The sequence below is a fragment of the Allocatelliglobosispora scoriae genome (assembly GCF_014204945.1).
Classification (GTDB): domain Bacteria; phylum Actinomycetota; class Actinomycetes; order Mycobacteriales; family Micromonosporaceae; genus Allocatelliglobosispora; species Allocatelliglobosispora scoriae.
Window position 1 is genome coordinate 1,852,034 of the sequence record NZ_JACHMN010000002.1, and the last position, 20,543, is coordinate 1,872,576.

20 protein-coding genes are annotated in these 20,543 nt (G+C 69.4%); 11 read left to right on the forward strand and 9 right to left on the reverse strand.

The genetic code is table 11. The features are described from left to right. Positions 1-45: 45 nt before the first annotated feature. The 4 genes from F4553_RS13975 to F4553_RS13990 all read left to right on the forward strand — a co-directional run bounded on the left by F4553_RS13975 (position 46) and on the right by F4553_RS13990 (position 5,200). The gene (locus F4553_RS13975) at positions 46-1,758 is read left to right on the forward strand and encodes a DEDD exonuclease domain-containing protein (protein WP_312875205.1); all 1,713 of its coding nucleotides are present in this window, start codon (positions 46-48) and stop codon (positions 1,756-1,758) included. Between the two features lie 104 nt (positions 1,759-1,862). After that, positions 1,863-3,797 carry a RelA/SpoT family protein gene (locus F4553_RS13980; protein WP_184836109.1) on the forward strand — a complete coding sequence of 645 codons (1,935 nt, stop codon included), beginning with the start codon at positions 1,863-1,865 and terminating at the stop codon, positions 3,795-3,797. Between the two features lie 69 nt (positions 3,798-3,866). Next, positions 3,867-4,367 (forward strand): NUDIX hydrolase, encoded by a 501-nt coding sequence (locus F4553_RS13985; protein ID WP_184840729.1) that lies wholly within the window; start codon positions 3,867-3,869, stop codon positions 4,365-4,367. Then, positions 4,364-5,200: a nucleotidyltransferase family protein gene (locus tag F4553_RS13990; RefSeq protein ID WP_184836110.1), complete on the forward strand. Its 837-nt coding sequence runs from the start codon at positions 4,364-4,366 to the stop codon at positions 5,198-5,200. The genes F4553_RS13985 and F4553_RS13990 overlap by 4 nt, the downstream gene beginning before the upstream one ends. Before the next feature lie 48 nt (positions 5,201-5,248). Here F4553_RS13990 and F4553_RS13995 read toward each other — a convergent pair whose 3' ends face one another. The 5 genes from F4553_RS13995 to ctaE form a co-directional block, all read right to left on the reverse strand. Then, positions 5,249-5,524 carry an Lrp/AsnC family transcriptional regulator gene (locus tag F4553_RS13995; RefSeq protein WP_184836111.1) on the reverse strand — a complete coding sequence of 92 codons (276 nt, stop codon included), beginning with the start codon at positions 5,522-5,524 and terminating at the stop codon, positions 5,249-5,251. A 651-nt stretch (positions 5,525-6,175) separates the two neighbouring features. After that, positions 6,176-7,783, reverse strand: a complete 1,608-nt coding sequence (gene qcrB / locus F4553_RS14000) for a cytochrome bc1 complex cytochrome b subunit (protein WP_184836112.1) — start codon at positions 7,781-7,783, stop codon at positions 6,176-6,178. Then, complete coding sequence (gene qcrA / locus F4553_RS14005; protein WP_184836113.1) at positions 7,780-8,919, reverse strand: cytochrome bc1 complex Rieske iron-sulfur subunit; 1,140 nt, start codon at positions 8,917-8,919, stop codon at positions 7,780-7,782. The genes qcrB and qcrA overlap by 4 nt, the downstream gene beginning before the upstream one ends. After that, positions 8,916-9,791 (reverse strand): cytochrome bc1 complex diheme cytochrome c subunit, encoded by an 876-nt coding sequence (qcrC, locus tag F4553_RS14010; protein WP_184836114.1) that lies wholly within the window; start codon positions 9,789-9,791, stop codon positions 8,916-8,918. Before qcrC ends, qcrA begins: the two co-directional genes overlap by 4 nt. 44 nt (positions 9,792-9,835) lie before the next feature. Continuing rightward, a complete protein-coding gene (gene ctaE / locus F4553_RS14015; RefSeq protein WP_184836115.1) occupies positions 9,836-10,453 on the reverse strand; it encodes an aa3-type cytochrome oxidase subunit III in 618 nt (205 codons plus the stop codon). Between the two features lie 117 nt (positions 10,454-10,570). Between ctaE and F4553_RS14020 the strand changes: the two genes are divergently transcribed. From F4553_RS14020 to trpD, 3 genes are all read left to right on the forward strand, one after another. Beyond that, positions 10,571-11,581, forward strand: coding sequence for a cytochrome c oxidase assembly protein (locus F4553_RS14020; protein ID WP_376776213.1), 1,011 nt, complete (start codon positions 10,571-10,573; stop codon positions 11,579-11,581). Further along, positions 11,578-11,982 (forward strand): helix-turn-helix domain-containing protein, encoded by a 405-nt coding sequence (locus F4553_RS14025; protein ID WP_184836116.1) that lies wholly within the window; start codon positions 11,578-11,580, stop codon positions 11,980-11,982. Before F4553_RS14020 ends, F4553_RS14025 begins: the two co-directional genes overlap by 4 nt. 97 nt (positions 11,983-12,079) lie before the next feature. Continuing rightward, on the forward strand, positions 12,080-13,156 hold the full coding sequence (trpD, locus tag F4553_RS14030) for an anthranilate phosphoribosyltransferase (protein ID WP_184836117.1): 1,077 nt from the start codon (positions 12,080-12,082) through the stop codon (positions 13,154-13,156). An 803-nt stretch (positions 13,157-13,959) separates the two neighbouring features. On the opposite strand, the gene F4553_RS14035 is transcribed toward trpD, so the two are convergent. Both F4553_RS14035 and ctaC read right to left on the reverse strand, forming a co-directional pair. Then, entirely contained in the window at positions 13,960-14,385 is a 426-nt protein-coding gene (locus tag F4553_RS14035; protein WP_184836118.1) for a cytochrome c oxidase subunit 4, read from the reverse strand. A 10-nt stretch (positions 14,386-14,395) separates the two neighbouring features. Further along, positions 14,396-15,307: an aa3-type cytochrome oxidase subunit II gene (ctaC, locus tag F4553_RS14040; protein WP_376776214.1), complete on the reverse strand. Its 912-nt coding sequence runs from the start codon at positions 15,305-15,307 to the stop codon at positions 14,396-14,398. Positions 15,308-15,478: 171 nt separating this feature from the next. Between ctaC and F4553_RS14045 the strand changes: the two genes are divergently transcribed. The 3 genes from F4553_RS14045 to F4553_RS14055 are packed head-to-tail and all read left to right on the forward strand — an operon-like array spanning position 15,479 to position 17,395. After that, the gene (locus tag F4553_RS14045) at positions 15,479-16,648 is read left to right on the forward strand and encodes a cysteine desulfurase family protein (RefSeq protein ID WP_184836119.1); all 1,170 of its coding nucleotides are present in this window, start codon (positions 15,479-15,481) and stop codon (positions 16,646-16,648) included. After that, positions 16,645-16,863: a sulfurtransferase TusA family protein gene (locus F4553_RS14050; protein WP_184836121.1), complete on the forward strand. Its 219-nt coding sequence runs from the start codon at positions 16,645-16,647 to the stop codon at positions 16,861-16,863. The genes F4553_RS14045 and F4553_RS14050 overlap by 4 nt, the downstream gene beginning before the upstream one ends. Before the next feature lie 46 nt (positions 16,864-16,909). Beyond that, the gene (locus F4553_RS14055) at positions 16,910-17,395 is read left to right on the forward strand and encodes a DUF4188 domain-containing protein (RefSeq protein WP_184836123.1); all 486 of its coding nucleotides are present in this window, start codon (positions 16,910-16,912) and stop codon (positions 17,393-17,395) included. A gap of 5 nt (positions 17,396-17,400) precedes the next feature. Here F4553_RS14055 and F4553_RS14060 read toward each other — a convergent pair whose 3' ends face one another. After that, positions 17,401-18,378, reverse strand: a complete 978-nt coding sequence (locus tag F4553_RS14060; RefSeq protein WP_184836125.1) for a carbohydrate kinase family protein — start codon at positions 18,376-18,378, stop codon at positions 17,401-17,403. 103 nt (positions 18,379-18,481) lie between these two features. Then, positions 18,482-18,859 (reverse strand): HesB/IscA family protein, encoded by a 378-nt coding sequence (locus F4553_RS14065; protein ID WP_376776215.1) that lies wholly within the window; start codon positions 18,857-18,859, stop codon positions 18,482-18,484. Between the two features lie 262 nt (positions 18,860-19,121). On the opposite strand from F4553_RS14065, the gene nadA reads away from it, so the two are divergent. Continuing rightward, positions 19,122-20,291, forward strand: coding sequence for a quinolinate synthase NadA (gene nadA / locus F4553_RS14070; RefSeq protein ID WP_184836126.1), 1,170 nt, complete (start codon positions 19,122-19,124; stop codon positions 20,289-20,291). Positions 20,292-20,543: the final 252 nt, after the last annotated feature.

Genomic DNA, 20,543 nt, shown 5'->3' on the forward strand with positions numbered 1-20,543 from the left:
GGGCGCATCGGACGGTCTGTCACACCCCCTTCGTACGCTCCGCGCGTGCAGCTCTCCTTCGACGACTTGCTGGACGATCCTCGCTCCCGTGACCTGTTCCACACCACTTTCGTCGTGCTCGATCTGGAGACGACCGGCGGCAGCCCGCACGACGCCGACGGCATCACCGAGATCGGCGCGGTCCGGGTGCGCGGCGGCGAGCAGCTCGGCACCTTCGCGACCCTCGTCAACCCCGGCTCGCCCCTGCCGCCCTTCATCACCGTCCTGACCGGCATCACCCAGGCGATGCTCGCGCCCGCGCCGCGGATCGAGGCGGTGCTCCCGGCGCTGCTGGAGTTCATCGGCGACGCGGTCTTCGTCGCCCACAACGCGCCCTATGACGTCGGCTTCCTCAAGGCCGCCTGCGCCCGGCACGGCTACCCCTGGCCGGTCCGGCGGGTGCTCGACACCGCGGCGCTGGCCCGGCGGGTCTTCACCCGCGACGAGGTGCCCAACCGCAAGCTCAGCACGCTCGCGAGATACCTGCGCACCCCGCACCAGCCCAACCACCGGGCCCTCGAGGACGCGCTGACCACCGTCGACCTGCTGCACGCGATGATCGGCCGACTCGGCGGGCACCGGGTGCACACGCTCGGCGACGCGATCGAGTTCAGCAAGCCGATCACGCCGGAGCAGCGGGCCAAGCGCACCCTCGCCGACGGCCTGCCGCACGCGCCGGGGGTCTACGTCTTCCGCGCCGCCGACGACCGGCCGCTCTACGTCGGCACCTCGCAGGACATCGCCACCCGCGTCCGGACCTACTTCACCGCCGGCGAGAAGCGGGCCCGGATCTCCGAGATGATCCGGATGGCGACCCGGGTCGAGGCCGTGACCTGCGCACATGCTCTGGAGGCCCAGGTCCGCGAGCTGCGGCTGATCGCCACCCACGCGCCGCCCTACAACCGGCGCTCCAAGTTCCCCGAGCGGGTGCTGTGGCTGAAGCTGACCCATGAGCACTTCCCCCGGCTCTCGGTGGTCCGGCAGCTCGCCGACGACGGCGCGACCTATCTCGGACCCTTCGGCGGTCGCCGCGCCGCCGAGGCGGCCGCCGCCGCCTGCCACGAGGTGCTGCCGATCCGGCAGTGCACGCCGAAACTCTCGCTCCGGGTCACCTCCCCGGCCTGCGCGCTGGCCGAGCTGGGCCGCTGCCCCGCGCCCTGCGAGCACAAGATCACCCCCGAGGTGTACGCCGAAACGGCCGCCCACCCCTTCCGCCAGGCGGTGACCGGCGACCCCGGCCCGATCGTCGAGGCGCTCCTGGCCCGGCTGCGGGTCCTCGCCGCCGCCGAGCGTTTCGAGGAGGCGGCAGCCCTGCGGGAGCGCCTCACCGCGTTCCTCCGGGCGGTCGTGCGGATGCAGCGACTCAGCTCGCTCACCGGCATCGAGGAGCTGGTGGCGGCCCGGCTCGACGCGCAGGGCGGCTGGGAGATAGCCATCATCCGATGGGGCCGGCTCGCCGCAGCGGCCCTCTCACCTCGGGGCACGCACCCGCGCACCACCCTGGATCAGGCACGACTCACCGCGGAGGCGGTGTCGCCGGGGCACGGGCCGGTGCCCGCGGCGACCGCCGAAGAGACGGAGCGGGTGCTCGACTGGTTGGAGCGGCCGGAGACCCGATTGGTGGAGGCATCCTCCGGCTGGGGGTCACCCGTCGGTGGCGCGGCCCGCTTCCGGACACTGCTCGGACGGCTCGATCTGAGCGCTCGGACCACTGAGTGAGACAGATGCTGTCCGATCGCCCATCAGGTATTGACCGAAAGGCCCACATGTTCGTTACTAGGCTATAGAGGTTCCCCGACGTCATCGGTAGGGAGGTGTCCATCGTGGACGTCAACGCTGCCCTGGGTGCCTCGGATGAGATCTCCATCGCAGCCCGTTTCCGCGGGATGCTGCAGTGGCCGGACCGGCTCGGCCGGCTCTCATCCCCCGCCGACCCGGTGACCGCGCTTGTCCGCGCGCACCGATCGGTGCATCCGGGCGCCGACACCGCACTGCTCCGCCGGGCCTATGTCACGGCCGACCGTGCCCACTCGGGCCAGTTCCGCAAGAGCGGCGAGCCCTATGTCACGCACCCGCTCGCCGTCGCGCAGATCCTCGCCGACCTGGGCATGGACACGACGACCCTGGCCGCGGCGCTGCTGCACGACACGGTGGAGGACACGCCCTACCTGCTCGACACGATGCGGGCCGACTTCGGCGACGAGGTGGCCTACCTGGTCGACGGCGTGACGAAGTTCGAGAAGAGCCACTTCGGTGCCATCGCCGAGGCCGAGACGATCCGCAAGATGATCATCTGGGCCGGGCGGGACGTGCGCGTCCTCGTCATCAAACTCGCCGACCGGCTGCACAACATGCGCACGCTCGACGCCCGATCCCCCGCGTCCCGGGCCCGCATCGCCGGGGCGACCCGCGAGGTGCTGGTGCCGCTCTGCGACCGGTTGGGCATCCAGGCGCTCAAGCGCGAGCTGGAGGACGTGGTCCTCTCCCACCTCGAACCGGAGACCTACGAGGAGATCGACCAGGTGATCCAGAAGCGCGCTCAGTGGAGCGGCTTCCTGGCCCACATCATCGCCTCCGCCGAGCAGGCGCTGCGCGCCGACAAGGTCGACGCCTCCGTCGAGCCACGGCACCGCCACCATTACACGATCTGGCGCGACACCGTCGCCAAGGGCATGAGCCTGCCACCCATCGACACCCCGCGCATCGTGGTGCTGGTCGACGGCCCCGAGGGTGAGTGCTACACGGCGCTCGGCGCGATCCACGGCATGTGGCGCCCGGTGCCCGGCCGGTTCAAGGACTTCATCGCCGCGCCGAAGAACAACCTCTACCGCTCCCTCCACACCACCGTCCTCGGCCCCGACAACCAGCCGATCGAGGTGCTGATCCGCACCGAGGAGATGCACCGCGACGTCGAGTGGGGCATCGTCGCGCGGTTCCGCTTCCCGACGAAGATGCTGCCCGACCGGTTGTCCCGCCCGCTCGGCGCCGCGCTCGGCGCCGCCTGGCCCGCCGCGCTCAGCAAGACCCTGCCCGATGCCCTGCGCCGCCCGCTCAACGGCGCGCTCGGCATGCTCACCGGCGACTCGCGGACAGCCTCGGCCTCGGCCGCCGCCGCCGCGACCGACGTCGACCTGGAGTGGCTGCGCCGGGTCATCGAGCTGGAGCAGGACACCGACGACGCGCTGCAGTTCGTCCGCTCGCTGCGCTGCGACCTCGCCGAGACCCAGATCCAGGTCATCTGCCGGGGCAAGCACCTGCTGCTCCCCGCCGGGTCGACGCCGATCGACGTGGCGTACGAGCTCGGCACCTCCGTCGGCGACCGGTGCATGGGCGCGACGATCAACGGCGAGATGGCACCCCTGACGACACCGCTGCTCGACGGCAACGTGGTCGAGGTCTACACCGCCCCCAAGGGCAAGGCGACCGGACCCTTCCGCGAGTGGCTCGACCACGTCAAGGCGCCCAAGGCACAGCTCCACCTGCGGCGTCGCTTCGCCGAGCCGGAGGCGCCCGCGGGCACGATCGCCGACCGCATCGCCATCGGCCGGGCCGCGCTCGGGCTGGCCCTGCGCCGCCGCAGCCGGGGCCTCGCCAACGACGAGTGGCTGCACAAGCTCGTGGCGCAGTTCCCCGACTACCCCGACCTCGACACGCTGCTCGTCGCCATCGCCGATCACAAGCTCTCCGCCGAGACCGCCGTCGACCAGCTCATCGCTCTCGTCGACAACGGACCCGAGCCGACCGCACCGGCCCGTTGACCGGGCGCGCCCGGATCCGCACGATCGCCGCTCCCCTAAGCTGATGCGGTGACCCGTCGCCGCTCGCCAATGCGTGTCCGCCTCACCGCCCTCGGCTACGGCGTCTTCTACCGCCTGCCGCACAAGCTGCGGATGCGCCTGGTGCGTCTCGCCACCCCGAAATACACGATCGGCGCGGTGGGCCTCATCTTCGACAGCGAGGCAGCCGACCCCGGCCGCATCCTGCTGCTGCGCCAGCCACCCGGGCGCGGTTGGACCCTGCCGGCCGGACTGCTCGGCCGCGGCGAGACACCGCTGACCGGCGCCGTCCGGGAGATCGCCGAGGAGACCGGCATCGAGCTCACCCCCGATCAGATCACGCCTGCGGTGCCGAGCGCGGTCGTGCACACCAACGGCAAGTGGGTCGACACGGTCTTCACGGTCCGGGTCCCGGCCGCCACCACCACGCTCGACGTCGACGGCGCCGAGGTCTTCGAGGCAGCCTGGCACGCCGTCGACGAGCTGCCCAAACTCACCCCCGCGACAGCGCGCCTGCTCGCGATCTACGGCATCGGGCCGCTCGCGTCATGAGCGGCTTCCCGGAGAGCGGACTCGGCAGCTCCGTCTGCGCCATCGTGCTCGCCGCCGGCGAGGGCACCCGGCTGCGCCCCCTGACCACGCTGCGGCCCAAGGCGCTCTGCCCGGTCGGCAACATCGCCCTGCTCGACCGGGCGATGGCCCTGCTCTCCGACGCGGGTCTCGGCGGCCCCGGCGAGGTCGCGGTCAACGCGCACTGGCTCGCCGACCAGGTCGCCGAGCACGTCGACGGCCAGGCCCACCTCTCCGTCGAGCGGGAGCTCCTCGGCAGCGCGGGCAGCGTCGGCGCACTGCGGGAGTGGGTCGACGGACGTGCGGTGCTGGTGCTCAACGCGGATGCGTACCTGTCGGGAGATGTCTCCGTGGCGAGCCTGCTCGCGGGCTGGGACGGCCGGACCGTGCGCATGCTCGGCCAGCGCCACGTCGGCGGCGCCGGCGAGTTCGGCGACCACGACTTCGCCGGCATCTCGCTGCTGCCCGGCGAGATCGCGGCGGGCCTCGCCGCCGAGCACTCGGACCTGGTGCGCTCCGCCTGGCGCCCGGCCGAGCGCGTCGGCAAGCTGGAGGTCGTCACGCTGCGCGGCCTCTACCTCGACTGTGGTACGCCCACCAGCTACCTGCACGCCAACCTGCTCGACGTCGAGGACCGGCTGATCGCCGCAGAAGCCAAGGTCACCGGCACGGTCACCCGGTCCGTGATCGGCGCGGGCGCCATCGTGGAGGGTGACGTCACCGAGTGCGTGATCTGGCCGGGCGCTCACGTGGGGCGCAACGAGCGCCTCAGCGGCGTCATCCGGGCCGGGGAGTTCACCGTCCCTGCCGGGTGACCCCGGGCTGCTCCCCCGCCGCTGCGTCCGTCTGAGCGCGCCGGAGGTCTATAGGCCGATCGCGAAGGTCTCTTCCAGATCATGCTTGGAGTAGGCACGGAACGCGATGTGCGTGTCGGTGTTGATGACACCGGCCACCTTGGAGATCCGCCCGGCGATGACCTCGGCGATCTGGTCGAACTCGCGCACCCGGACCACGGCGATCAGGTCCACGCTGCCTGCCACCGAGTAGACCTCGCTGACGCCCGGCAGATCCGCCAGGGCCATGGCCACCTCGGGAATCGTGTCGGTGGCGCAATCGATGAGGACGATCGCAGTGATCATTTCTGCCTCCGGGCTGAACGGTCGATCACTGCATCGTAGGGCGTCGGGATTCGCGCTGCCCGGCACACCGTCCACCCCGCCTACTTCCCGCTCGACCTATCGCTCCGGCTTATCGCTCTGCTTACACCGGCGCACCACCACCGCAGCGCCGCACCACCACCGCAGCGCCGCCGCCGCCGCACCACCGCCGCAGCGCCGCCGCACCGCCGCGTGGGGTGAAGGCGAGCGCGGTGATCGCGTTGTTTCCAGGAAACTGGCCCCTCCGACCACGCCGGAAGGGACTATTTCCTGGAAACAATGCGATCACCGCGCCTCGGCCTCCCTCCCGGGCATCGCTTCGGCCCTCAGCCGCCCTGCACAGCAACGCGGCACAGGCGGGGCACCCTCCAAGATCGCGCTGTTTCCCGGAACTTGCCCATCCGACCTCGCGGGAAGGGGCTGTTTCCCGGAAACAACGCGATCACCGCACGGCACGGCGGCACATCAGCACAGCGGTGATGCGCCGGTGTAAGCAGAGCGATAAGCCCGAGCGGGAAGCCCGAGCGGGAAGCCCGAGCGATAAGCCCGAGCGCGAAAGCATCCCCCGCAAACGGACCGTGGGCCCGCATCCGCCGAACGGCGAGTGCGGGCCCACGATATGGAGCAGGAACCTCAGTGCGAGGAGCCGATCTTCTCGCGGTCGGGTGCCGGGGGCACCTGCGGCGGGGTCGGCGGCGCCGGCTTCTCGACGGGGAAGAAGAAGCCCTTGATGGCGGGGCCGAGCGCGCCCAGCCGGTTCATCTTCTTCGGGACCGTCCAGCCGACGTAGTCCAACGTACCGTGACCGTGGTCGTCGCCCTCGGCGAGCGGCTGGTGCACCTCGACGAACTGCCCGCTCGGCAGCCGCTTGATGATGCCGGTCTCGACGCCGTGCGCCAGCACCTCGCGGTCGTGCTGCTGCAGACCGAGGCAGATGCGGCGGGTGACGTAGTAGGCGATCGGCGGAACCAGCAGGATCGCGATCCGACCGGCCCACGTCATCACATTGAGGCTGATGTTGAACTTGTCGGCGATGATGTCGTTACCGCCGGAGAGCACCAGCACCAGGTAGAACGAGACGGCCATGGCGCCGAGCGCCGTCCGGTCCGGCACGTCGCGGGGACGCTGGAGCAGGTGGTGCATCTTCTTGTCCTTGTTCCAGCGCGCTTCCAGGAACGGATAGGCCATCGGCAGCATCGTCAGGATGCCGGGCAGCACCACCGTCGGCCAGAACATCGCCGGGATCATGTACTCGTGGCCGAACAGCGCGAACCGTATCTCCCACGGGGGCATGAGCCGCGTCGAGCCGTCGAGGAACATGACGTACCAGTCGGGCTGGCTGCCTGCGGAGACGACGGCCGCCTCATAGGGTCCGAAGAGCCAGATCGGGTTGATCTGGAACAGGCCGCCCATGAACGCGATGACCGCGAAGACGAGCATGAAGAACCCGCCCTGCTTGATCGCGTAACGGGGGAACATCCGCTCGCCGACCACGTTGCTGTTGGTCCGGCCCGGGCCCGGCCACTGCGTGTGCTTCTGCACGAAGACCAGGCCGACGTGCGTGGCGATCAGCGCGAGCAGGATGCCCGGCAGGATCAGTACGTGCACGATGTAGAGCCGGTCCAGAATGATGGTGCCCGGGAACTCGCCACCGAAGAGCGACGAGGTGACCCAGGTGCCGATCACCGGGATGGCGAGCATGATGCCGCTGGCGATCCGCAGGCCCGTGCCCGACAGCGCGTCGTCCGGCAGGGAGTATCCGGCGAAGCCCTCGGTGAAGCCCAGCCAGAACAGCGAGACGCCGATGATCCAGTTGATCTCACGCGGCTTGCGGAACGCGCCGGTGAAGAAGATCCGGAACATGTGCACCACGATCGCGGCCATGAACAGCAGCGCCGCCCAGTGGTGCATCTGCCGCATGATCAGACCACCGCGTACCTCGAAGGAGAGGTTGAGCGAGGTCTCGTAGGCACGCGACATCTCCGCGCCCTTGAGCGGGGCGTAGGCGCCGTCGTAGACGACCTCCTTCATCGACGGGTCGAAGAAGAGGGTCAGGAACGTGCCGGTCAGCAGCAGGACGATGAACGAGAAGAGCGCGATCTCGCCGAGCAGGAAGGACCAGTGGTCCGGGAAGACCTTGTTGAGGAGGCCCCGAATCGGTCCGGCGGCCTTGAACCTCTGGTCCACCTGGTCGGCGGTTGCCGCAGGCAGCGCCTTGAGGTCGAGTTTGCGACGCTTCATTGGTTGGGCCTCTCCCAGTATCCCGGGCCGACAGAGACGGCGAAGTCGCGCTTCGCCACGAGGAAGCCCTCTTCATCCACCGTGACCGGCAGCATCGGAAGCCGTCGCGTCGCCGGGCCGAAGACCGGGCGGGCGTTCTCGGTGATGAGGAACTGCGACTGGTGGCAGGGGCAGAGCAGCTTGTTGGTCTGCTGCTCGTAGAGACTGGCCGGGCAGCCCGCGTGGGTGCAGATCTTCGAGTAGACGACGATGTTCTCCCACATGCCGCCGCTGTTCGGATCGTCCGCGGACGCCAACGCGTTGGCGGAGTAGTCGGCGAGGTGGCCGCGCAGCTCCGCGGCGTCGTCCTCACGCAGGTGGATGACGAGCACCGGGGAGTCGGCGAACTGGTTCGACGTGCCGTGCGGGATGCCCGGGAACGCCGTGATCTGACCGCCGATGCTGACGTCCTCCGGCCGGATCGGCGTGTAGTCCTCACGGACCAGCCGGACCAGGTTGCCGTCGTTGTATTTCGGGTTGAACCCGGTCGACGTGTAGGGGTCGAGACCGTGCTCGTTCTTCTTGTGCGGGTCCTTGATGAGCATGCCGAGCGGGACGGCGAGCGCAGCCGCGCCCAGGCCCGCGCCGGTGACCGCGAGCGCGCCCTTGATCAGCGGACGGCGCTGGATGCCCAGCTCGTTGCCGATGAAGCCGAGCGTGCCGACCGCGATGGTGCGGTCCTCGTCGCTCGACGGGCCGTCGTGCCGCTGCTGGATCGCGATCTCGTGCGGCAGCAGCTTCTTGCCGTAGGTCAGCACGCCCAGGCCGACGCCGGTGAGGGCGAGGCCGAGCAGCGCGCCGAGCGCCGGGGTGTAGTAGTTGTAGTCGCTGGCACCCAGCGGGTATTCGTCCGGGTTCCACGGACCCCAGATGTAGACCGCGACGAAGCCCAGCGCGGCGAGGCCGGCGAGCAGGAACAGGAACGCCACGACGCGTTCGAGCCGCCGCTCGGCCTTCGTGCCGGGCACCGGGAACTGCGGCTCGTAGTGGACGATCTCGATGTCGTCGCGCCGCAGGCCCTCGGTGAGGATCTGCTCGTTGGTGAGCTTCGGGTCGCTCAGGTCCACGCCGCTCGGGGTGGTCTCCTCCGCGCTCATGACTTCCCCGCAATCCAGAGGGTGGCGAAGACCAGTGCCACGATGCCGACCAGGAAGATCGCGAGACCCTCGGTGACCGGACCGAAGCGGCCCAGTCCCCAGCCGCCGGGGTTGTGGTCGGCGTTGAGGTCCTGCACGTACGCGATGATCTGCATCTTCTGCTCGGGCGTGAGCTGGTTGTCGCCGAAGACGGGCATGTTCTGCGGGCCGCTGAGCATGGCAGCGTAGATCTGCCGGTCGGTCGACTCCGCGAGGCTCGGCGCGAACTTGCCGGACGAGAGCGCCCCGCCGCCGGCCGAGAAGGCGTGGCAGGAGGAGCAGTTGATCCGGAAGAGCTCGCCGCCCTTGGCGATGCCCTGGCCGTTGGCGCTCGCGGCACCCTGCGCGGCGAAGTCGTTGCCGGCCGGCACCTGCGGGCCGCCGCCGAGCTCCTGGATGTACTGCGCCAGCGCGTTGGAGTTGTCGACCAGCTCCTGGCCCTCCCACATGGGCTGCTTGCGCTCCATCTGGGCCTCCTGGCGAGCCGCGGGCATGCGGCCGGAGGTGACCTGGAACTCGACCGCGGCTGCGCCGACGCCGATCAGGCTCGGTCCCTTGTCGGTGACGCCCTGCGCGTTACGGCCGTGGCAGGAGATGCAGCTCTGGTCGTAGATCGCCTTGCCGTCCTGCGCCGTGGCCGACAGCGGCACGTCCTGCGCCTGTGAGGCCGGTGCGATGGCGATGTAGAGGCCGCCCGCCAGGGTCAGCGCCGCCGTCAGCCGCAGCGCCGAGCCCAACCGGCGAGCGAGCCGACCGCGTCGGCGCGGCGCACCGTTGGATGCCCGTCGCAGCCGGGCCAGCAGGCCCCTGCCGCCGGGGGTGTCAGTTGTCATGGCCATACCTTCGAGGTCTGGGTCCGCTGTAACCGGTCGGCGTCTCAACTGAGGCCCGCCATCCGCTCCAGAAGATAGATCATGAAGAAGAGTGCGATCCAGACCACATCGACGAAGTGCCAGTAGTAGGACACCACGATCGCCGAGGTCGCCTGAGCCGGGGTGAACCGGCCCATGGTGGTCCGGACCATGTAGATGAGGAAGGCGATCAGGCCACCGGTCACGTGCAGACCGTGGAAGCCGGTCGTCAGGTAGAACATCGACCCGTAGCCGTCGCCATTGATCTTGATGCCTTCCGTCACCAGGTGCCGGTACTCGTTCGCCTGGCCGAGCACGAAGATCAGGCCCATCACGAACGTCAGCGTGAACCATCGCCGCAGGCCGTGCACGTCACCCTTCTCGGCCGCGAAGACACCCATCTGGCAGGTGATCGACGAGAGCACGAGGATGACCGTGAACGTCAGTGCGTAAGGGATGTCAAGCACCGGATAGTGCTTCTCCCACTGCGAATAGTCCGCCGCGCGGATGGAGAAGTACATCGCGAACAGAGCCGCGAAGAACATCAGTTCACTGGAGAGCCAGACGATCGTCCCGACGCTGACCATGTTGGGCCTGGTCAGAGAATGGATGCTGCTCTTTGCGATGGCTGGGGCCGCTGTCACGCGGTCATTATTATCCTTGAGCAGCATCGAACCGCGTCCGGGTCGCCGTTCGGACCGCGTGTCGCGGTCAGATCACTCAGAGCAACCTTCGCCGGTACGCCTGCCGAAGCCCCGGAAATGCACGTGGAATACCCTGCCGGAGTGCCCCAGATCGTAGAGATCACCGCGTTGACCTCGGCGGGAATGCCCGAGCCCTTCACCGTGGCGAGCATCCTGACCCAGACCAGAGTGGACGGATGGCTCGCCGCCGGGCTGCTGATCGTCGCAGCGTGTTACCTCTACGGCGTGCACCGGCTGCGGCTGCGCGGCGACTCGTGGCCGATCGCCCGGACGATCTTCTTCCTCGGACCCGGCCTCGGCTCCATCGCGCTGGTGACCCTGAGCGGCATCGGCGCCTACGACACGACCATGGTCTCGGTGCACATGGTGCAGCACATGGTGCTCGGCATGGTCGCTCCGATCTTCCTGGCCCTGGGCGCGCCGGTGACCCTCGCCCTGCGCACGCTGCCGGTCCGGCCACGGCGGGTGCTGCTGGCCGGCGTACACAGCAGGGTTGCCAAGGTTATCGCTTTTCCCCTGGTCGCGTTCGGCATCTTCGTCGCGAACCCGTTCGTGCTCTACTTCACCGGTCTCTATGAGGTGACGTTGCGCACTCCCTGGCTGCACGAGGCGATGCACGCGCACTTCATCGCGACGGGATGTCTCTTCTTCTGGCCGCTGCTCGGGCTCGACCCGCTGCCCGGTCGCTGGCCGCACCCGGGCCGAGCGCTGTTGATGCTGCTCTCGGTGCCTTTCCACACGATCCTCGGCCTCACGATCATGCAGCAGACGGTGCTGCTCGGCGGGGACTACTACCCCTCGCTCGGGCTGTCCTGGCTCGACCCGGCCGCCGACCAGCAGCTCGCCGGGGGCATCCTCTGGGCCGGTGGTGAAGTGGTGAGCGTCACCATGCTCGGCGTCCTCGTCGCCCAGTGGATGCGCCACTCCGAACGCGAGGCTCGTCGGATCGACCGGCAGCTCGACCGCGAGGAGGAGGCGGCGCAGCGGGAAAACGCCGCCACCCCCCTACCCGCCCAGGCACCCGAGTACGATCAGCGAGCAACTGCGATCCCCAGGGGAGAACGATGAGCGCGACCCACACCGTCCTGCTGTACAGCGACGACCCGGCGGTCCGCGACAGCATGCGCGGCGCCATCGGCGAGCACCCGGCGGCCGACATCACGATCGAGTTCGTCGACGCCGAGACCTACGCCGAGTGCGTGAAGCTCGTCGACGACTACGAGATCGACCTGCTGGTGCTGGACGGCGAGGCGGCGCCCGCGGGCGGCCTGGGCATCTCCCGGCAGCTGCACGACGAGCTCGAGGTGACCCCGCCGATCGTCGTCGTGATCGCGCGGGCGGCCGACCGATGGCTCGCCGCCTACGCCAAGGTCACCGCAACGCTGACCCACCCGCTGGACCCGGTCACCACCGGCCGCACGGTCGCCGAGCTGCTGCGTGACGGCCAGCCGGCGCGGGTCACCTCATAATCTTCGTCGAGCGTCCGCCGACGGGTCGCCCGCAAGGCGCACAGCGCCGCTGACGGCTCGTCGGCGGTCGCTTACCCCTACTGGGGAGGTGCCCGTCATGGGCGATAGGACCTGGTCCGGCTTGCTGTCAGCGCTGCTGCGGGCCGAAGAGATCTCCACCGACGACGCCGCCTGGGCGATGGAGGAGATCATGGCCGGGGATGCGACCTCGGCTCAGATCGCCGGTTTCGCCCTGCTGCTGCGGGCCAAGGGCGAGCGCCCCGACGAGGTCTCCGGTCTCGTCGCGACGATGCTCGCCAAGGCGCCCCGGGTCGTGCTCACCGACGAGCAGCGGGCCCGCTCGGTCGACGTCGTCGGCACCGGCGGCGACCAGTCGCACACCGTCAACATCTCCACCATGGCCGCGATCGTCGTCGCGGGCGCGGGCGTCTCGGTCGTCAAGCACGGCAACCGGGCGGCCTCCTCCGCGTGCGGCGCAGCCGACCTGCTGGAGCACTTCGGCATCCCGCTCGATCTGGGCCCGGACGAGGTCGCGGCGTGCATCGCCGAGGCCGGCATCGGGTTCTGCTTCGCGGGCCGGTTCCACCCCGGCATGCGGCACGCCGGTGCCACCCGGCGCGAGCTCGGCGTACCGACGGCCTTCAACTTCCTCGGCCCGCTGAGCAACCCCGGCCGCCCCCGGGCGGGCGCGATCGGCTGCGCCGACAACCGGATGGCGCCGGTGATGGCGGAGATCTTCGGCCGCCGGGGCGACTCGGTGCTGATCATGCACGGCGATGACGGCCTGGACGAGTTCACCACCACGACCACCACCTCCGTGCAGATCGTGCGGGGCGGGCAGGTCGTGCCGGTCACCGTGGACGCCGCCGATCTCGGCATAGCCCGGAGCACCATGGGCGACCTTCGCGGCGGTGACGTCACGGTCAACGCCGGAGTGGCCCGGCGCCTGCTCGCCGGGGAGCGCGGCCCGATCCGCGACGCGGTGCTCGTCAACGCGGCGGCTGCGCTGGTCGCGGTCGAGGGCGTCGACGAGGAGCCGTTCGCGGACCCCCGCAGCGACCTCACCGCGGCTCTGGCGAAGGCGCTGGATGTCGTAGGTACCTCGATCGACTCCGGCGCCGCAGCGGCCACCCTGGACCGCTGGATCACCACCGCCCAGTCCCACCGCGCGTAACCCAAGATCGTCGCAACTCTTGAAGAGTTGGTGCTTCAGGCCGCCAGGCCTTAAGCCCAACTCTTCAAGAGTTGCGACGATCTTGCCCAGGCGTCCGCCCTCACCGCACGTGGATGTCCTTCATGTGGTGACGCCGGGGATCACGGCGACGACGTGGATGTCCAGCGCGGGTTTGCGCCTGCCGACCACCGCTTGATCGCGTTGTTTCCCGGAAACAGCCCTTAAGCAGTGCGGACATAGGCACTCTTTCCGGGAAACAGCGCGATCAAGCGCCCGTGACGCCCGCCGAGGGCGCCCTCGGCGCCCCGCCAAGCCCCGCGCCCCTGCGGCCTGCACCCTGCACCCCGCGCCCCGCGCCCCGCGCCCCGCGCCCCGCGCCCCGCGCCCCGCGCCCCGCGCCCCGCGCCCCGCGCCCCGCGCCGAAGATCACACCATCTTCAGGGAAATAGGCGTGATCATGGTCCATGATCACGCCTATTTCCCTGAAGATGGTGTGATCTTGAGAGTCAAGCTACGCGGGCATGCGCCCCCGCAGACAGCTCAAGGCCAGCAATGAAGCACGCGGAAGCACCGCGCGGGCAGGCAGCGCATGAAAAGCAGCGCCGCACGGACAAGCGCCGCACGGACAAGCGTCGCGAGGGCAGGCAGCACACGGTCAGGCACCGCACCGGCAAGCAGAACCCCGCAGCCAAGCCGCGGGGACACCGCACCGGGCAAGCAGAAGCGTGCACGCAGGCAGGCACAAACGCCAGCGGGCGCCCCTCCAACGTGGAGGTGCGCCCGCTGGGCGTAGAGCGTGAGTATCAGTGCTCGGCGGTGCGACGGGTTCCCGTGTAGTACTCGAAGAGCATCGCTGACGAGGTGCCGACCACGCCGAGCAGGCCGACGGCGACCAGCCACCACATGTCGAAGACGAGCCCGATGCCCGTCGTCGACGCGAGCAGCGCGATGCCGAAGGGCCAGTAGCTTCCCGGCGAGAAGAACCCGATCTCACCGGCACCGTCGGCGATCTCGCCGTCGTGCCGGTCCTCGGGACGCGGGTCGATGCGGCGCGACACGAACCAGAAGTACCCGCCGCACATGATGCAGAGCAGGCCGGAGAGGATCAGCGCGACCGTGCCGACCCAGTCGACGTGGCCCAGGTCGTGGTTGGTCCACCAGGGATAGACCACGGCCATCACGAAGAGGAACAGCGACACGCCGCCGAAGATCCGCCACTCAGTCTTCATAGTCGGCTCCTCAGCTCTGCTGACGCTTGGTGTCGAAGGGCTTCGTCGTGTAGGCGAAGGGCGAGGTCACGGTGCCCGGAGCGCCGGTGAACCCGATCAGCTCCAGCGCCTCCGGTGAGGACTTGCCCGCGGCGAGCGCAGCCACGTACTTGTCGTACTTGTCCGGCGACACCGTGATGACCTCGAAGTTCATCATCGAGTGGTAGGTGCCGCAGAGCTCCGCGCACCGGCCGACGTAGCGGCCCTCCTGCTGCGCGGTGATCTCGAAGACGTTGCGGGCGACGCCGTTCTTGCTCGCGGGGAAGACGTCCCGCTTGAAGAGCATCTCGGGCACCCAGAACGAGTGGATGACGTCCTTGCTCGTCTCCTCGAACCGGATGGTGCGGTTCGTCGGGATGACGAGGATCGGGATGTACTCGCTGGAGCCGGTCGTGGAAGCGACCGTCTTCGCGTCGGACTGCGGCGTGAGCTGCGGCCCGCTGCGGTAGTTGAACTGCCAGTTCCACTTGAACGCCACGACCTCGACGGTCACGTCGGGGTTGGCGGAGACCTTGTTCACATTGGTCTGGGCGACGGCGGTGTAGTAGAAGAGCACCGCGATGACCAGCACCGGCAGGACCGTGTAGAGGACCTCGATCGGCAGGTTGAAGCGCGTCTGCTCGGGCAGCTCGTCGCCACGCTTGCGGTAGCGCGTGGTGCACCAGAAGATCAGGCCCCAGACGAAGACGCCGACGGCGAGTGCTGCGACGACGGACCAGAACCACATGTCGTACATCGCGGTCGACTGCTTCGTCACGCCGCCACCGGGCCAGCCGAAACCGCCCAGGGTGTTGTTGATATCGCAGCCGGCGAGCGCCGCAGCGGCGGCGATGGCGACAACGGTGAGCCTGACCGCTCGCGCGGGGGAACCCTTTGCGACCACCTGCTCCTGCCTCCTTAGGCGGATCTGACATCCTCGCCGGCGGCTCGCGCCACCACCAAGAACAGGACATGCCGTCCTCGACGGTCGCAGAGTACTCGACCTCGGGCGGCGATTCGGTCTTGGGGTCGGCGTGTCTGCAAGCCACTGATCCAGGCGCGATACGGTCGAATCATGGCCCACGAGCTCGAAACCGCGTACTTCGATGCCGCGACCGCGAGCCCGCTGCACCCGGTGGCGCGGGAAGCGTTCCTGGCAGCGCTCTCCGACGGCTGGGCCGACCCCGGGCGTCTATATGCGCAGGCCCGCCGGGCACGCCGGCTGCTCGACGCGGCACGCGAGACCGTCGCAGAGCAATTGGGGGTACGCCCACCGGAGCTGATCTTCACCGCGAGCGGAACCGTCGCCGCGCACACGGCGGTCCTGGGTGGACTGGCACCCCGCAAACGGGTCGGGCGGGCCTTCGTCCACTCGGCCATCGAGCACTCGGCTGTGTTGCACGCCGCATCCGATCACGTCGACGCAGGTGGCACGGCTGTCAGCGTGCCGGTGGACCGCACCGGCCGGATCATCGAGGCGGACTGGCGTGCGGCGGTGACCGCGCCGGGTGTGGCGTTGGCCTCATTGATCTCGGCGAGCCACGAGGCGGGGACGCTGCAGCCGACGCAGTGGGCGGCCGGGATCTGCGCCGAGGCACGGGTTCCGCTGCTGGTGGACGCGGCGGTGTCGGTGGGGCGGGTGCCCGTACCCCCGGGGTGGTCGTTCTTGACCGCGAGCGCGCGCAAGTGGGGCGGGCCGGCCGGGGTGGGGTTGCTGGCCGTGCGGGCCGGGACCCGGTTCGAGCCGCCGCTGACGGCGCACTGGTCGCTGGAGGAGCGGCGGGCGGGGCACGGGCCGGGTGCGGCGAACCTGCCCGCGATCGTGGCGGCGGCGGCGTCCCTGCGGGCGGTGCGGGCGGAGGCTGCGGCCGAGGCGCAGCGGCTGAGCGCCCTGGTGGAGCTGATCCGGGACCGTGTCGCCGCCACCGTGCCCGACGTCGAGATCGTCGGTGATCCGGTGGAGCGGCTGCCGCACCTCGTCACCTTCTCCTGCCTCTATGTGGACGGCGAGGCGCTCCTGACGGAGCTGGACCGGCGCGGCTTCGCCGTCTCGTCGGGTTCGTCGTGCACCTCCTCGACGCTGACGCCGAGCCACGTGCTCGCCGCGATGGGGGTGCTGACGCACGGCAACATCCGGGTCTCGCTGCATCGCGAGACGACGGCCGCCCAGGTCGAGCGGTTCCTGGCGGAGCTACCCGGGATCGTCGCGGAGCTGCGGTCGCGGGCGGGCGTGAGCGACCTGTGAACCCGGTCGTCGTCGACTGCCTCGGGCAGCGCTGCCCCCTGCCGGTGATCGCGCTGGCCCGGCGGCTGCCGCTGGTGCCGATCGGCGGCGTCGTGCGGATCCTCGCCGACGACCCGGCGGCGGCGCTGGACATCCCGGCGTGGTGCCGGATGCGAGGTCAGGAGTACGCGGGCTCCCCGGCACAGAACGAATTCGACGTGCGGCGGATCGTCTAGCGCCGTATATTCGGATAGCGTCACTATCCGAAATGAGGCCACGCTTATGGCACCCGTGACACCCGGCCGGATGACCGCCGACATCGACGGCGAGTTCGTGGTCTTCCTGATCGGGATGCGCTTCAACAGACCGTGGAAGGTCGGCAAGTGGTGGGGTGCGTTCACCGCGATGCCCCGCATGCTGCGTGAGCTCGCCAAACATCCCGAGCTCGGCCTGCTGGGCTGGATGTCGACGATCGGGTCGGGCGGGCCCGTCTTCGTGCAGTACTGGCGCTCCGCGGAGCAGCTGCAGTCCTTCGCCCGCAATCCCGACTTCGCCCACCTGCCGGCCTGGCGCGCCTTCAACCGGACGGTCGGCGGCAGCGGTGACGTGGGGGTCTGGCACGAGACCTACGCGGTGGGCGCGGGCCGTTACGAGGCGCTCTACGTCAACATGCCGCGCTGGGGGCTGGCGGCCGCCGGTGAGCACCTGCCGGTCGCCCGGAAAGGAGACACCGCCGCCCAGCGCATGAGCGCGGACGGCGGTGTCTGAGGTCGTTACAGCGGCAGGTGCGGGCGGACCTCCTCGGCCGCGGCATCGCCGTAGGACTCCGAGAGGCGCTTGACGAAAAGGTCGCTGCGCACCTCGTACTCCTGGGTGCCGACGGTCTCCAGGACCAGGGTGGCGAGCAGGGCGCCGACCTGCGCCGCGCGCTCCAGCCCGAGGCCCCAGGAGAGGGCCGAGAAGAACCCGGCCCGGAAGCCGTCGCCGACGCCCGTCGGGTCGTACGCCTTGATCTCGCGGGCCACCGGCACGTGCAGGCGCTCCATGCCGTTGCCGGTGATCTCGACACCGTTCTTGCCGAGCGTGGTGACCCGGATCTTCACCCGGTCCAGCACCTGGGCGTCGCTGAGCCCGCTCTTCGTCTCCAGCAGCGACTTCTCGTACTCGTTCGTCAGCAGGAACTCCGCGCCGTCGATGAGGCCGAGGACATCCTCGCCGCCCATCCGGGCGAGCTGCTGCGACGGGTCGGCGGCGAAGGGCAGCCCGCGCTCGCGGCACTCGGTGGAGTGGCGCAGCATCGCGGCCGGGTCGTTGGCGCTGATCACGACGAGGTCGAGGCCGTCGACCCGCTCGTTGACCGGGCCCAGCTCGATGTTGCGGGCCTCGCTCATGGCGCCGGCGTAGAAGGACGCGATCTGGCAGAGGTCGTTGTCGGTGGTGCAGACGAAGCGGGCGGTGTGCGCGACCTCGCTGATGTGCACCGAGTCGCAGTCGACACCGTGGCGCTCGAGCCACGAGCGGTAGTCGGCGAAGTCGGCACCGACGGCGCCGATCAGCAGCGGGCGCAGGCCGAGCTGGCCCATGCCGAACGCGATGTTTGCGGCGACCCCACCACGGCGAACAACCAGGTCGTCGACGAGGAACGACAGCGAGACCTTGTCGAGCTGGTCCGCGATGAGCTGGTCGGCGAAGCGACCCGGAAAATGCATCAGGTGATCGGTGGCGATCGAACCCGTGACGGCGATCTTCATGAGAGCCCTACTGGTCGGCGGTGATGTGGCCGAGCCAGCTTAACCGAGAGCACACGGCAAGGGCCTCTCCGCGCATGCGTGGAGAGGCCCTTGGCTGGTCAGATCAGTGGAACGAGTCTCCACAGGCACACGATCCGCCCGCGTTGGGGTTGTCGATCGTGAATCCCTGCGCGTCGATCCGGTCGGCGAAGTCGATCGTGGCACCCGCCAGGTAGGGCGAGCTCATGCGGTCGGTGACGACCTCGACCCCGCCGAACTCCTTGACGATGTCGCCATCGAGCGAACGCTCGTCGAAGAAGAGCTGGTAGCGCAGGCCGGAGCAGCCACCGGGCTGCACGGCCACGCGGAGCCGCAGGTCGTCGCGGCCCTCCTGCTCAAGCAGGGCCTTGACCTTGACCGCTGCGAAGTCGGTCAGGTTGATGCCGATGCTGTCGGTCGCCGCAGCCGCGGTCTCCGTCACTGCGTTTTCCGTGGTGGTCACTGCGCTGCTCCCTCTTGCCGCAAGCTTGACTGCGTCAGGCGTAACGGTACCCACCCCGACGGATATTCCCCAGAGCGGGTGACCGAAATAGCAGATCAGACGTCTACAAATCAGTCTATACCTACCAGCGGGACGACGCTCTTCTCCACATCCCGTCGAGCGCACGCGCATGCTGTGAGGTGGACCACAACGTTTACCTGCGGTAGCCATCACAGGCACCGCATGGGAGCGATATGGGTCACGGCGTGGGAAAATGGTCGCCGTGACCACCACATGGGCTGAGCCTTCAGGTACGGCTACCGCGCTGCTTCTGCTGGGGCGAGGGAGCGATCCGTCATCCGAGCGGGGGGTCGACTGTCCGGGCGACCTGCCCGCACCCAGCGACCCGACGCTCGTGGCGCGCGCGACCGCGGCCAAGGCTGCGCTGGGCGACCGGGTCTTCGTGCTCGGACACCACTACCAGCGCGACGAGGTCATCCAGTTCGCCGACGTGACGGGTGACTCGTTCAAACTCGCCCGCGAGGCCGCCGCCCGGCCCGACGCCGAGTTCATCGTCTTCTGCGGCGTGCACTTCATGGCCGAGTCCGCCGACATCCTCACCACCGAGTCGCAGCGGGTCATCCTGCCCGACCTCGCGGCCGGCTGCTCGATGGCCGACATGGCCGTCCTCGGCCAGGTCGAGCGCTGCTGGGACACCCTCACCGACCTCGGCATCGCCGACGACGTGGTGCCGGTGACCTATATGAACTCCTCCGCCGACATCAAGGGCTTCGTCGGGCGCAACCGCGGCGTCGTCTGCACCTCCTCCAACGCCAAGCGGGCACTGACCTGGGCATTCGAGCAGGGCGAGAAGGTCCTCTTCCTGCCCGACCAGCACCTCGGCCGCAACACCGCCGTGCTGGAGATGGGCCTCTCGCTCGACGACTGCGTCCTCTACGACCCGCACAAGCCGCAGGGCGGCCTCACCGCCGAGCAGCTGCGTGCCGCCAAGGTGATCCTCTGGCGCGGGCACTGCTCGGTGCACGGGCGCTTCACCCTGGACAGCGTCAACGACGTGCGCGAGCGGGTGCCGGGCGTCAACGTCCTTGTCCACCCCGAGTGCAAGCACGAGGTCGTCACGGCCGCCGACTACGTCGGTTCGACGGAGTACATCATCAAGACCATCGACGCGGCGCCGGCCGGCTCGGCCTGGGCGGTGGGCACGGAGCTCAACCTGGTCCGCCGGATCGCCAACGCGCACCCCGACAAGCAGATCATGTTCCTGGACAAGACCGTCTGCTACTGCTCGACGATGAACCGGATCGATCTGCCGCACCTGGTGTGGGCGCTCGAGGAGCTCGTGGCCGGACGCGTTCCCAACCAGATCGTCGTGGATGCCGCCACCGCTGCGGATGCCCGGGTCGGCCTGGAGCAGATGCTCGCTCTTCCTTAGTCGTCGCTGTGGGTTTCGGGGCTGTGTGCCCCACGACGGGCGGTCAGGCTTGATCCCGTCGTGGGGCGCACAGCCCCGAACCTGTGGTGGGGGACTCAGCGTCGGGTTTGTTGCGGCCCGGCTGCTGGATTTGACCGTTATGTGCCCAGGGTGCGGCACTGTCGGTAGTCGGGTCCGGACTGTGGGTCTTGGCTGGTGGCCTGCGGTTACGGCTTAAGGTTTGAGATCCCTCGCTATCGGGGCAAGAGCGCT